Genomic DNA, 13,705 nt, shown 5'->3' with positions numbered 1-13,705 from the left:
TCCAGTTAGTAACGGATTTTCGGGTCGATAACGGCATACAGCACATCGACAACGGCATTAAACAGAATGGTCAGCGCGCCCACGAGGATCGTCAGGCTCAGCACCAGCGAATAGTCACGGTTAAGCGCCCCGTTAACAAACAGCTGCCCGATGCCCGGCAGGCCATAAATGGTTTCAATCACCATTGAACCCGTAATAATGCCGACGAAAGCAGGACCCATATAGGAGAGCACCGGTAACAGTGCAGGCTTGAGAGCGTGCCGGAAAATAATCCGGCGCATCGGCAACCCTTTCGCACGGGCGGTACGGATAAAGTTCGAATGCAGGACTTCAATCATTGAACCACGCGTAATACGGGCGATACTGGCAATGTAGGCCAGAGATAATGCCACCATCGGCAATATCATGAACTTCAGCGCCCCGCCATTCCAGCCGCCCCCGGGCAGCCATTTAAGGGTTATCGCGAATATCATGACCAGCAACGGCGCGACAACGAAGCTGGGGATAACCACCCCGGTCATTGCGACCCCCATTACGGCGTAATCCCATCGGGTATTTTGTTTTAGTGCGGCGATAACGCCCGCAGTGACACCGAGAACAACGGCCAGGATAAATGCAGCAGCCCCTAATTTAGCCGATACCGGGAAGCTGGACGCCACCAGGTCGTTAACGGAATAGTCTTTATATTTGAATGACGGACCAAAATCACCGTGTGCAAGTTGCTTCAGATAGTTGAAGTACTGCGTGGTGATAGGATCGTTTAAATGGTATTTCGCTTCGATGTTGGCCATAACTTCTGGCGGAAGCGTGCGTTCACCGGTAAAAGGACTGCCCGGCGCAAGACGCATCATAAAGAAGGAAATTGTAATTAGAATAAATAACGTTGGAATCACTTCAAGACAGCGACGCAGGATAAATTTCAACATTGCCCGTACCTTCTGGCGTGTGCCTGATGAATGTTACAAAATAGACACAGTGGGGCAAGCTCGCTCGCCCCACGTATTGCCATTAATGCTTGATAATATAAAGATTCTTAACGGAAATATTATCTAACGGGTCTTTACCGGTATAACCCCCTACCCATGGTTTCACGAGGCGGGCGTTAACGTAGTAGTAAACCGGAACGATCGCAGAGTCTTTATCGAGCTGTTGTTCTGATTTCGCGTACAGATCGGCGCGCTGGGCGTCATCTGCCACTTTCAGGGTATCGCCAATCAGCTTATCAAACGCCGGGCTCTTATAGTGTGCGGTATTGTTCGAACTGTCGCTGAGCATGGTGTTCAGGAATGAGGTCGGTTCGTTATAGTCCGCACACCATCCTGCACGTGCCACGTCAAAGGTTCCCTGATGGCGCGTATCGAGGAAGGTTTTCCATTCCTGATTTTCCAGCTTCACGTTCACGCCGAGATTTTTCTTCCAGATTGACGCGACGGCAATAGCCAGTTTTTTATGCAGATCGGAGGTGTTGTACAGCAGACTAAACGTCAGCGGCTTGTCGGCGGTATAGCCCGCTTCAGCCAGCAGCTTTTTCGCTTCTTCATTACGTTTTTCCTGGGACCATTTGAACCATTCAGGTTCAACAAGCTTCATACCGTCGGTGTAAGGCGGGGTGTAGCTGTAAGCCGGCAGGTCGCCCTGATTCTTCACTTTATTCACGATAATGTCGCGATCCAGAGCCAGCTTCAGTGCGGTACGAACACGTACGTCGGTGAACGGTGCTTTCTGGTTGTTAATTTCATAATAGTAGGTGCACAGATACGGATCGACGTGAACTTCTTTCGGGATCTCTTTTTTCAGCTTCTGGAACAGTTCAATCGGCATGTTGTTATAGGTCATGTCGATTTCGCCGCTGCGGTAGCGGTTTACGTCCGTTACCTCAGAAGAGATTGGCAGGTAGGTGACCTGATTGATAACCGTCTTGGCATTATCCCAATACTGCGGGTTGCGCTCCAGCACCATACGCTCGTTAACGACCCAGTCCTTCAGCTTATATGCACCGTTGGTCACGATATTCGCAGGCTGCGTCCATTTTTCACCAAATTTTTCTACCGCGGATTTTGGTACCGGAGAAACGGACGGGTGAACCAGCAACTTATAGAAGTACGGAACAGGTTCGCTCAACGTCACTTCAAAAGTGTTGGCATCGATGGCTTTTACGCCCAGGTCGGTTACTGGCTTTTTACCCGTGATGATGTCATCAATATTGGCGATATGGCCATACTGGAGGTAACTCGCGTACGGGGAGGCGGTATTCGGATCCGCCAGACGCTGCCAGCTATAGACGAAATCTTCGGCGGTAACCGGCGTACCGTCAGACCATTTGGCATCTTTACGCAGATGGAAGGTCCAGACTTTAAAATCTTTGTTGTCCCATTTTTCCGCCACGCCCGGAGCCGGGTGGCCGTCTACGTCAGTCACCAGCAGACCTTCAAACAGATCGCGGTTAACGTTAGACTCTGGAACACCTTCAATTTTGTGCGGATCAATAGACTGCACTTCCGCACCGTTATTACGTACCAGCGTTTGCTTCTCAGCCAGCTGAACACCAGCAGGAACGTCCGCAGCCATTGCAGCGTTGCCCGCGATTAGCGCAGTTAAAATCCCCGCCGCTACCAGACTTTTTTTTGTGATGATGGACATTGTGTTGATACTCCACTCATTATTATGACTGGCCTTCGCCAGTTGTGTAATCCCCTGTTGGGGCCTGTACAGCGCAGGAGTTTTTTTTGCTGCTGTCAGGTTCTTTTTTTACTTCTTGCTATCATCGACTTCATTATTACTGACCGCTCGTACGGCGATCTTGCGTCGATTCTTTACACCTCTCCCCTGTCAGTGAGGTGTGCTGGAAAGCTTAAGTGATGTCTATATGAAAATAGTTCTCATCAACTTGTTTAATGCCGCAAAATATAAGGCCGGAAAGTACCAAATGGTGCCAACTCTCGCCAATACATTTTGCAAATTTGTTAAGCATTTCTCTTTTACGGAGTCAGGCGTAGCTATGCCGCCGACCACCTTTCACGCCAAAAACAAGTAAAACCCTTACAATACATTCAGTTGTAGAGTTCTCTCGTGACTGGTGCGATGACATGACAAATTCGAACGATTTTTCACGAAAATTTAACATCTGGTTATTATTTAGCACATTCGTCTGGGTCAGCGTCGAAATTACTAATATCATTTCGGTTATCTGTCAGCAAGCCCCAGAGTATCATGTGAGTAAAATAACAGAGCGTTTGAAGGATTTATGGGCAGAGAAGCAAACTGAAAATAAACAACCTCTTGAAAATCAACAAAAGAGGGTTATTAGTAGAACTTATTATGGCTGGTGCGTATTTCAACTTTATTTATATGATTTGCTGATATTCACGTAAAAAAACGGAGCCGCTGGCTCCGCTCTTTCAAACGAAAGTCAGTGTACTAATCCGGGGAATATACTTTTTATACCGGTAACGATAAATTCGATGCCTAACGCCATTAACAACAGACCCATGATACGGGTAATCACGTTGATGCCCGTTTGTCCCAGCAAGCGAACCAGCCATGGTGCCATACGAAATACGCCCCAGCAGCAAAGTGCGAACAGGGCAATGGCGACAGAGAAGCCAATCAGGTGCATCAGGCTGTGATAGCGTGTTCCCCATACAATGGTAGAGCTGATTGCCCCCGGGCCCGCCATCAGCGGCAGTGCCAGTGGCACCACGCCGATGCTCTCGCGGATAGCTGTCTCTGATTTTTCCTGCTTGTTCTGTTTATCCTCCCCCAGCTTGCCGCTGATCATCGACATGGCAATCGTCACCACCAGGATCCCGCCTGCTATTCGGAACGAATCAATCGAGATGCCGAAGACCTGAAGAATGGCGTCCCCCAGATAAAGAGACGTAAGCAAGATAATCGCCACCGACAGGTTTGCCGTCAGGTTGGTTTTATTTCGCGCGGCAGCTGTCTGATAACTGGTCATACTGATGAAGACAGGGATAATCCCTACCGGGTTGACCAGGGCAAACAAGCCAATAAAAAACTTGAAATATGTAGGGAAATCAAAGAGCGTTTGAATCACATTAAGCTCCGCAATTGAGCATGGTCAGGGAGAGACAGCGTGTAATGATAAATCCGCGCTGAAGATACGCTTTTTAGCCGCACACTTCACCAGAAATCTGTTCTAAAACGTTATCAATTCATGATGTTAAACATTTGTATACTCAATGATAGCGCCACTTCCAATAGTTACTTAATTATTTAACACTGGAATAATTAGCACAAAATAACCCTGCTGAAAGGTATCAGCTTAGGACAAAATTGATCTTGATCATAATTTTCGTACTCAGAAGTGAGTAATCTTGGTTACGCCGCCAGGGAGATCACCTATCAAAAAGGTATGATGCTAAGGTAAGGCTCTTTTAGTAAATTAGTGAGCGGAAGCAGTGAGTAATCCTTTGTTTTACTGTGTGTTACGCAAGTGGGATCGGCTCTGACTATACTGTCAGACGTATCGAGCGCTGGTTTACTAAAAGAGTTTAAACATTATCAGGAGAGCATTATGGCTGTTACCAATATCGCTGAACTGAACGCCCTCGTCGAGCGCGTGAAAAAAGCCCAGCGTGAATATGCCAATTTCACCCAAGAACAGGTTGATAAAATCTTCCGCGCGGCCGCTCTGGCTGCTGCAGATGCTCGAATCCCTCTCGCTAAAATGGCCGTTGCCGAATCCGGTATGGGTATCGTTGAAGATAAAGTGATCAAAAACCACTTTGCTTCAGAGTATATCTACAACGCCTATAAAGATGAGAAAACCTGCGGTGTGCTGTCAGAAGACGACACTTTTGGCACCATCACTATCGCTGAACCCATCGGCATTATTTGCGGTATCGTTCCAACCACTAACCCAACCTCTACCGCCATCTTCAAATCTCTTATCAGTCTGAAAACACGTAACGCAATCATTTTCTCCCCGCATCCACGTGCGAAAGACGCCACCAACAAAGCAGCGGATATCGTGCTTCAGGCTGCCATTGCTGCGGGTGCGCCAAAAGATCTGATCGGTTGGATCGACCAGCCTTCTGTTGAACTGTCCAATGCCCTGATGCATCACCCGGACATTAACCTAATCCTGGCGACCGGCGGTCCTGGTATGGTTAAAGCAGCATACAGCTCCGGTAAACCAGCCATCGGCGTAGGCGCAGGTAATACCCCTGTTGTGATCGACGAAACGGCAGATATCAAGCGTGCAGTTGCCTCTGTGCTGATGTCAAAAACCTTCGATAACGGCGTTATCTGTGCATCTGAACAGTCTGTTGTCGTGGTTGATTCGGTATACGACGCCGTTCGTGAACGTTTCGCCAGCCACGGCGGCTACCTGTTGCAAGGTAAAGAACTGAAAGCCGTTCAGGACGTGATTCTGAAAAATGGTGCACTGAACGCAGCTATCGTAGGTCAGCCAGCGTATAAAATCGCTGAACTCGCCGGCTTTAGCGTCCCTGCTACCACCAAGATTCTGATTGGTGAAGTGAAAGTCGTTGATGAAAGTGAGCCGTTTGCTCACGAAAAACTGTCCCCGACACTGGCAATGTACCGTGCGAAAGATTTCGATGACGCGGTAGAAAAAGCAGAGAAGCTGGTGGCGATGGGCGGTATCGGCCACACCTCTTGCCTGTACACCGACCAGGATAACCAGCCAGAGCGTGTTGCTTACTTCGGTCAGAAGATGAAGACGGCACGTATCCTGATCAACACCCCTGCTTCTCAGGGTGGTATCGGTGACCTGTATAACTTCAAACTCGCACCTTCCCTGACTCTGGGTTGTGGTTCCTGGGGTGGTAACTCCATCTCTGAAAACGTTGGTCCAAAACACCTGATCAACAAGAAAACCGTTGCTAAGCGAGCTGAAAACATGTTGTGGCACAAACTTCCGAAATCTATCTACTTCCGCCGCGGCTCTCTGCCAATCGCGCTGGACGAAGTGATTACTGATGGCCACAAACGTGCGCTCATCGTGACTGACCGTTTCCTGTTCAACAATGGCTATGCAGACCAGATCACCTCTGTTCTGAAAGCTTCTGGCGTCGAAACTGAAGTCTTCTTTGAAGTTGAAGCTGACCCAACCCTGAGCGTTGTACGTAAAGGCGCTGAACTGGCTAACTCCTTCAAACCTGATGTGATCATCGCACTGGGTGGCGGTTCCCCAATGGACGCCGCGAAAATTATGTGGGTCATGTACGAGCATCCGGAAACCCACTTCGAAGAACTGGCGCTGCGCTTTATGGATATCCGTAAACGTATCTACAAGTTCCCGAAAATGGGCGTGAAAGCGAAAATGATCGCCGTCACCACCACTTCCGGTACCGGTTCAGAAGTGACGCCATTTGCTGTTGTGACTGATGACGCAACGGGTCAGAAATATCCGCTGGCTGACTACGCACTGACGCCAGATATGGCTATCGTTGACGCCAACCTGGTCATGGAAATGCCGAAATCACTGTGTGCGTTCGGTGGTCTGGATGCGGTAACTCACGCCCTGGAAGCTTACGTTTCCGTACTGGCTTCTGAGTTCTCTGACGGTCAGGCTTTACAGGCACTGAAACTGCTGAAAGAAAACCTGCCAGCTTCTTACAACGAAGGTTCGAAAAACCCTGTAGCTCGTGAACGTGTACACAGTGCGGCAACCATCGCGGGCATTGCATTTGCTAACGCCTTCCTGGGTGTCTGTCACTCCATGGCGCACAAGCTGGGTTCACAGTTCCACATTCCTCACGGTCTGGCGAACGCCCTGTTGATCAGCAACGTTATCCGCTATAACGCCAACGACAACCCAACCAAGCAGACTGCATTCAGCCAGTACGACCGTCCGCAAGCTCGTCGTCGCTACGCTGAAATCGCAGACCACCTGGGTCTGAGCGCACCGGGCGACCGTACTGCAGCGAAGATCGAGAAACTGCTGGCATGGCTGGAAAGCCTGAAGGCTGAACTGGGTATTCCTAAATCTATCCGCGAAGCAGGCGTTCAGGAAGCTGACTTCCTCGCTCACGTAGATAAGCTGTCTGAAGATGCATTCGATGACCAGTGTACTGGTGCTAACCCGCGCTACCCACTGATTTCCGAACTGAAACAGATCCTGCTGGATACCTATTACGGTCGTAACTTCACTGAAAGCGATGTCGCTGCCGTAAAAGTTGACATCCCCGCAGTTGTAAAGGCTGACAAGAAAGCGAAGAAAAATGCTTGATTGACAGTGTGAAAAAAAACCCGCCGCTGGCGGGTTTTTTTATATCTGAGGATCCGTAAGACATTTTTTTTATTTGCGATTGTCGCCCTGTAACGCCGTCAGCGAGCCTACAGCCAGCGCCTCTTTATAATGCTTGCGGCAGACCGAGACATAACGTTCATTGCCCCCTATCACCACCTGCTCGCCATCAGCATAAGGCTTGCCCGACTGGTCCAGGCGAAGAACCATACTTGCCTTGCGGCCACAAAAGCAGATAGTTTTCAGCTCAACCAGCTTATCCGACCAGGCGAGCAGATACTGGCTACCGGCAAATAACTCACCGCGAAAGTCAGTGCGTAATCCATAGCAAAGAACGGGAATATCCAGCTCATCAACGACCTCTGAAAGCGCATGGACCTGCTCGCGGGTCAGGAACTGGCTTTCATCTACCAGCACGCAATGGACAGGCTTAGAGGCATGCTGGGCACGAATGTCCTCAAGCAGGTCCGTTTCAGGGTTAAACAGCCTTGCAGGCGACGAGAGCCCTATTCTTGAGCTTACCTTCCCTGCCCCAAAGCGATCGTCGATTTCGGCGGTATAAACAACGGTACGCATCCCCCGCTCCTGATAATTGTATGAGGATTGCAGTAACGCCGTCGATTTCCCTGCATTCATTGCCGAATAGTAGAAATAAAGTTGTGCCATTGGCCGAAGAACCCTAATCAATGTGTAATATTCCCGATGGATCATTGTACCATATTTTGTATTGTCATCAGCGGCGGGCTGCGTGCTCCAGGCTGTTCTGCACCAATAAACTCTTCGTTGATAGCGCAAAATAATGCGTTAAAACAGACAGTAAAGGCTTTTAGCACGGACAATAAGGCGAGCTCGACACCGGAGATAACACTTCTTTTTATAGTGGCTTCTGCAATCTTTAAAATTCACTATTTATTAACTATTCTTCTGTTCGCTGCGCTTAGCCGGAGTAATACGAAAGGCTGATATTTATCAACCGCAACTATAATTCCTGAGGTAAAAGTCACAAAACAAACATGCAAATGACGCGCTTTTGCCGTTTGAAACGATATCTCATCGCCCCAGCAAACAATGAAATTTAAGTTAGCGTAATTAATAATAGCGTCATTAATTTTGTATTTTTTGAATTCCTTACATTCCAACCTATTGCACAAGTGAAATTAACGCTCTATTATTAGGACAACAAACCCACCCCCATTATAAGTTTGAGATTACTACAATGAGCGAAGCACTTAAAATTCTGAACAACATCCGTACTCTTCGTGCGCAGGCAAGAGAATGTACCCTTGAAACGCTTGAAGAGATGCTCGAAAAATTAGAAGTTGTCGTTAACGAACGTCGTGAAGAAGAAAGCGCAGCAGCGGCTGAAATCGAAGAACGTACACGTAAACTGCAACAGTATCGCGAAATGCTGATTGCCGATGGTATCGATCCAAACGAATTGCTGAACAGCATGGCTGCGGCTAAAACCGGTACCAAAGCAAAACGCGCAGCACGTCCTGCGAAATATAGCTACATCGACGAGAACGGCGAAGAGAAAACCTGGACCGGCCAGGGTCGTACTCCTGCTGTAATCAAGAAAGCTATGGACGAACAAGGTAAACAACTGGATGACTTCCTGATCAAGGATTAATCTGGAAAGATTCTGAAAAATCCCGCTTAATGCGGGATTTTTTATGCCCATAATATACCCCGAACATCTCCTTACATTCTGTCATATTGCCAGGCTCACTATTTAACGTCCTTGACAATCTCCAGCCAATTACGGATCGACAGGCATAAAAAAACCGGTGGGCATCGCCACACCGGTCTTGTTCACTGGTCCGTGAGTTTATTACTTAATACCGACGCTACCTTTGAGCCAGGCTTTAAATTCTTCACCCAGGCTGTTATGGCGAATGCCATATTCGACGAATGCCTGCATATAACCGAGCTTATTACCGCAGTCATGGCTCTTACCTTTCATGTGGTAGGCTTCCACGGTCTCTTTCTCGATCAGCATATCGATAGCATCCGTCAGCTGGATTTCATCGCCCGCACCCGGAGGCGTTTTGGCCAGCAGCGCCCAGATTTCAGCACTCAGTACGTAACGGCCAACGACAGCAAGGTTAGACGGCGCGACGTCCGCTTTAGGTTTTTCAACAACGCCAACCATTGGTACGCTTTCACCAGGTTGCAGGGCAACACCTTTGCAGTCAACCACACCGTAAGCAGTCACATCGTCGACTGGCTCAACCATAATCTGGCTGCTGCCGGTTTCGTCGAAGCGTTTAATCATTTCCGCCAGGTTTTCCTGGGAAAGATCGGACTCATACTCATCAAGGATCACGTCTGGCAGAATAACCGCGACCGGCTCATCACCCACTACCGGATGTGCACACAATACTGCGTGTCCCAGGCCCTTCGCCAGGCCCTGACGAACCTGCATAATGGTAACGTGTGGAGGGCAAATAGACTGCACTTCCTCCAGCAGCTGGCGCTTTACGCGTTTTTCCAGCATTGCTTCGAGTTCGAAACTGGTATCGAAATGGTTTTCGATAGAGTTTTTAGATGAATGCGTCACCAGCACAATTTCGGTGATACCTGCCGCAATACACTCATTCACGACATACTGGATTAATGGCTTATCAACCAGAGGCAGCATCTCTTTTGGGATTGCCTTCGTCGCTGGCAACATCCTGGTACCCAATCCCGCCACCGGGATAACGGCCTTTCTGACTTTCGAATTTAGGGCAGCCATTGAAATTCTCCTGAACTGTTCAAGTTTTGAACTTTTATGCATTGAATAACGCGTTGAGTATACAGTCTCAGCCACTAATACGGGTCTGAAAAGAACGCGTTGCCGATCAATTAAGACAAATACGCATGAAACTTGCAGCGATAGTAGCACTGCCAGCAAAAACACAGGTAAAGCAATCTGAAAAATAAAATCTGACTGCTTACTCCGTGGACAACATTAAGCGTAACCGCCCACCGGCACCCCAAATTTGGCACTGCCAGGAGGTGCAGCGATGGCTAATTTGATTAAGGTAAGTATTACCCAACGTTCCCAACGGCACACCGTTACTCACCTGTATATGGTGTTCGCCGGTATTCAGCGTGGCATTTAATCCAGCAGAGACCAGAATAAGGTTATTCAACCCGCTGTGATAATAGCCAACCAGAAGCGGGAACTGCCCCGGCAAATTGGCCTGGCGAAAAAGTTGGTTGACCTGTTTTAGTAAACTGCCTAACTCAGGAAGTCGTTGCCCCTGATGGGATAATTGTTCCTGTAGCAATCCATTAAACAGCGCACGGAGTAATAAGGCCGCCAGAACGCCGTTATCTCCCGCTCGGGTAACATCCAGGCAATAAAAAGCGAGGTCGGAATCTGATAGCGGCGCAATATCCAGCACCAGTCCAGGCTGGTCAGCCGCTACCAGCTGGCGATAATTTACTCTGCAATGAGAGATATTTTGCTGCACCGGCGGCTGAAGTTCCTGAAGCAGCTTCGCTGCCGCGAGCGGATTACTGACTAAAGCATCCCAGTCCTGGAAAAGACGTTCTTCTTCTTCCACCCGGGAATTAAACATATTGGGATACAGGCAGGCCAACACCGTTTCACGCAGTCGGTTTAAATCTTTAACCGGTTTGAGCAGGATATCCTGCACACCCAAACGCAACGCCTTAGCAATATCCGCCATATTTTCGGTTGCCGAGATCACCAGTATCGGTGTCTGATAACCTTCGTTACGCAGGTTTTCCACCAGCATTAATCCGTCCATGCGCGGCATCTCGAGATCGCAGATCATCAGATCAGGCGCCATGCTGGCCATTTTTTCCAGTGCCTCGACGCCATCTTCGGCAAGGGACGTGGTTGCACCCAGTGAGGATAACCACGAATCCAGTAGCGATCGGAAAACGGGCTCGTCTTCTACTATCAAAATATGTTTTCCGGCCAATGGCTGTGTCATGGTTCCTCCCCTGGCTGACAGTTACTCAATAGTGGCATGCTATTGGTACTATCGCCTGTCAGATTTTGCTGAAGTAATCAAAAAAGTGCTTAACGTGCTGTACGCACAAAAGGCAACAGTTCATCTATTTTCTTTTCGACGGCTAACGAGCCCGCTGCTATGGCGGCCTCAGCCCGGTGGAAATCAAGGGTAGAGATTTGTGGACAATAGGGCTGAATAAGAATATCCGGAGGATCGCCAGCCATACGGTTTCGCTTCAGGCGATTCTCAAGAATTTGAATGGAGGTCGTCATGATTTCAATGGCGTTCGGCGCGGTCACCGTGCGACGGGCAGTCAGGCGCCCTATTCTGCCGCGTAAACGCGCATGCCAGGCAAGTTTCTCTTCTTCCGCATCATCGCTCTGAAGATTAACCGGCATCAAATCCTGCTGCATAAGGTGAGCGTCGTGCTGTAAATCCACTGCAATGACGATATCTGCCCCCATGGCGCGCGTCAGAGAGATGGGGACAGGATTCACCACGCCACCATCAACGAGCCAGTAGCCATTATGAGGCACAGGGGCCATTAACCCAGGCATGCTACAGGATGCGCGAACGGCGAGATGAATATCCCCTTCGGTGAGCCATAACTCCCTGCCCGTACTGAGGTTGGTTGCAACGGCACCGAAAGGCATTTGGCAGTGGCTGAAGTCAGCGAGGGGCATTATCTTACGAAACTGATTGAATACGCGTTCGCCGCGCAGCAGGCCGCCACGCTGCCAGGAGAGATCCATCAGGCGCAGTACATCCCAGTAACTAAAGGAGCGCACCCAGCTTTCAAGCTGCGGGAGCTTACCGCAGGCGTACGCGGATCCGACCAGCGACCCGATAGAACATCCTGCGACAATATCAACGTCAATCCCCATCTGGTTTAAGGTATTGATAACGCCAATATGTGACCAACCCCGGGCTGCACCTGAGCCCAACGCCAGTCCAATTTTTACCTTTCTCATTAGCCCTGTTTTACTTCCCCTGGATTCCCGACATAGCGTCAACGCACCTGCTCAGTTAACATATTGCTACCTTAAGCGTTTAACGCCTTATTTTTTGTTCCAGGAAGAGAATCGTGTCTCAACTCTGCCCCTGTGGTAGCGCTCTGGAGTATAGCCTATGTTGCCAGCGATATCTTTCTGGCGAGCAGGTTGCACCAGACCCGTCACACCTTATGCGCTCGCGGTATACTGCTTTTGTGATCAAAAACGCAGACTACCTGATTAAAACCTGGCATCCGTCCTGTGATGCTGCCGATTTTCGGCAAGAGATTGAAGCCGGATTTGCCAACACCGTCTGGCTGGGCCTTACCGTCTTTGATGCCGCTCCCGGCCGCGATGCCAACGAGGGCTATGTCAGTTTTGTCGCCCGCTTTAGCGAACAAAACAAACCCGGCGCCATCATTGAACGCTCACGGTTCTTAAAGGACAGCGGGCAATGGTATTATATTGACGGCACACGTCCGCAATTCGGTCGTAACGATCCCTGCCCCTGTGGTTCAGGAAAAAAATTTAAAAAGTGTTGCGGCAGTAATGCCTGACAACTCAGACTTCGCAAATACATAAACAGGATTTCCCGGCGATGCAATCATTACAACGTAAAGTTCTGCGCACTATCTGTCCCGATCAAAAAGGACTGATCGCACGAATTACCAACATTTGCTACAAGCATGAACTGAATATCGTGCAGAACAACGAGTTCGTTGACCACCGTACCGGTCGCTTCTTTATGCGTACCGAGCTGGAAGGTATTTTCAACGACACAACCCTGCTTGCCGATCTGGACAGCGCCCTGCCGGAAGGCTCGGTGCGCGAGCTAAACCCGGCGGGTCGTCGCCGCATTGTCATTCTGGTCACCAAAGAGGCGCACTGCCTGGGCGATCTGCTGATGAAAGCCAACTACGGTGGCCTGGACGTCGAAATTGCCGCCGTCATTGGCAACCACGAGACGCTGCGTACGCTGGTTGAACGTTTCGACATTCCGTTTGAACTGGTCAGCCATGAAGGTCATACCCGCGAAGAGCATGACAACCTGATGGCTGCTGCGATTGAAGCGCATAACCCGGACTACGTGGTGCTGGCAAAATACATGCGCGTGCTGACGCCATCCTTCGTGGCGCGCTTCCCGAACAAAATTATCAACATCCACCACTCCTTCCTGCCAGCCTTTATTGGCGCGCGTCCGTATCACCAGGCATACGAGCGTGGGGTGAAGATTATTGGCGCAACCGCGCACTACGTGAATGATAATCTGGACGAAGGCCCAATCATCATGCAGGACGTGATCCACGTGGATCACACCTACACGGCAGAAGATATGATGCGAGCTGGCCGTGACGTTGAGAAGAACGTACTGAGCCGTGCGCTTTATCAGGTACTTGCTCAGCGCGTCTTTGTGTACGGCAACAGAACGATTATTCTTTAATCCTTCGGAAAATGAATTGATTAGCTTTACGCCTTTACGGATAAAAAGCAGGCAAACAGCTTCA

General features: G+C 49.4%; 11 protein-coding genes. 4 read left to right on the top strand and 7 right to left on the bottom strand.

All coding sequences use genetic code 11. The annotated features are described in order from the left end of the window. Positions 1-5: 5 nt before the first annotated feature. The 3 genes from oppB to ACOT1A_RS01945 all read right to left on the bottom strand — a co-directional run bounded on the left by oppB (position 6) and on the right by ACOT1A_RS01945 (position 4,057). Positions 6-926, bottom strand: coding sequence for an oligopeptide ABC transporter permease OppB (gene oppB / locus ACOT1A_RS01955; protein ID WP_421625502.1), 921 nt, complete (start codon positions 924-926; stop codon positions 6-8). A gap of 82 nt (positions 927-1,008) precedes the next feature. Next, positions 1,009-2,640, bottom strand: coding sequence for an oligopeptide ABC transporter substrate-binding protein OppA (gene oppA, locus ACOT1A_RS01950; RefSeq protein ID WP_368958400.1), 1,632 nt, complete (start codon positions 2,638-2,640; stop codon positions 1,009-1,011). A 769-nt stretch (positions 2,641-3,409) separates the two neighbouring features. Then, positions 3,410-4,057 carry a YchE family NAAT transporter gene (locus ACOT1A_RS01945; protein ID WP_017384236.1) on the bottom strand — a complete coding sequence of 216 codons (648 nt, stop codon included), beginning with the start codon at positions 4,055-4,057 and terminating at the stop codon, positions 3,410-3,412. Between the two features lie 480 nt (positions 4,058-4,537). Between ACOT1A_RS01945 and adhE the strand changes: the two genes are divergently transcribed. Further along, on the top strand, positions 4,538-7,219 hold the full coding sequence (gene adhE, locus ACOT1A_RS01940; RefSeq protein WP_032624107.1) for a bifunctional acetaldehyde-CoA/alcohol dehydrogenase: 2,682 nt from the start codon (positions 4,538-4,540) through the stop codon (positions 7,217-7,219). Between the two features lie 69 nt (positions 7,220-7,288). On the opposite strand, the gene tdk is transcribed toward adhE, so the two are convergent. Beyond that, positions 7,289-7,903 carry a thymidine kinase gene (gene tdk, locus ACOT1A_RS01935; RefSeq protein ID WP_032622434.1) on the bottom strand — a complete coding sequence of 205 codons (615 nt, stop codon included), beginning with the start codon at positions 7,901-7,903 and terminating at the stop codon, positions 7,289-7,291. A 550-nt stretch (positions 7,904-8,453) separates the two neighbouring features. Between tdk and hns the strand changes: the two genes are divergently transcribed. Then, a complete protein-coding gene (gene hns / locus ACOT1A_RS01930; protein ID WP_003856724.1) occupies positions 8,454-8,867 on the top strand; it encodes a histone-like nucleoid-structuring protein H-NS in 414 nt (137 codons plus the stop codon). A gap of 201 nt (positions 8,868-9,068) precedes the next feature. Here the strand turns inward: hns and galU are convergent, their stop codons facing one another. The 3 genes from galU to rssA form a co-directional block, all read right to left on the bottom strand. Then, positions 9,069-9,974, bottom strand: a complete 906-nt coding sequence (gene galU, locus ACOT1A_RS01925) for a UTP--glucose-1-phosphate uridylyltransferase GalU (RefSeq protein WP_022648355.1) — start codon at positions 9,972-9,974, stop codon at positions 9,069-9,071. Positions 9,975-10,173: 199 nt separating this feature from the next. Then, positions 10,174-11,187 (bottom strand): two-component system response regulator RssB, encoded by a 1,014-nt coding sequence (gene rssB / locus ACOT1A_RS01920; protein WP_003856721.1) that lies wholly within the window; start codon positions 11,185-11,187, stop codon positions 10,174-10,176. Between the two features lie 89 nt (positions 11,188-11,276). Continuing rightward, positions 11,277-12,179 (bottom strand): patatin-like phospholipase RssA, encoded by a 903-nt coding sequence (gene rssA, locus ACOT1A_RS01915; RefSeq protein WP_022648357.1) that lies wholly within the window; start codon positions 12,177-12,179, stop codon positions 11,277-11,279. A 113-nt stretch (positions 12,180-12,292) separates the two neighbouring features. Here rssA and ACOT1A_RS01910 point away from each other — a divergent pair, with 113 nt between their 5' ends. Continuing rightward, positions 12,293-12,757, top strand: coding sequence for a YchJ family protein (locus ACOT1A_RS01910; RefSeq protein WP_022648358.1), 465 nt, complete (start codon positions 12,293-12,295; stop codon positions 12,755-12,757). Between the two features lie 41 nt (positions 12,758-12,798). Then, positions 12,799-13,641 (top strand): formyltetrahydrofolate deformylase, encoded by an 843-nt coding sequence (gene purU / locus ACOT1A_RS01905; RefSeq protein ID WP_003856715.1) that lies wholly within the window; start codon positions 12,799-12,801, stop codon positions 13,639-13,641. Positions 13,642-13,705: the final 64 nt, after the last annotated feature.

The sequence above is a fragment of the Enterobacter cloacae complex sp. SYL003 genome, assembly GCF_049236925.1.
Classification (GTDB): Bacteria; Pseudomonadota; Gammaproteobacteria; order Enterobacterales; family Enterobacteriaceae; genus Enterobacter; species Enterobacter intestinihominis.
Note: the sequence above shows the minus strand (reverse complement) of the source record. Positions and strands in the feature narration are given on the sequence as shown.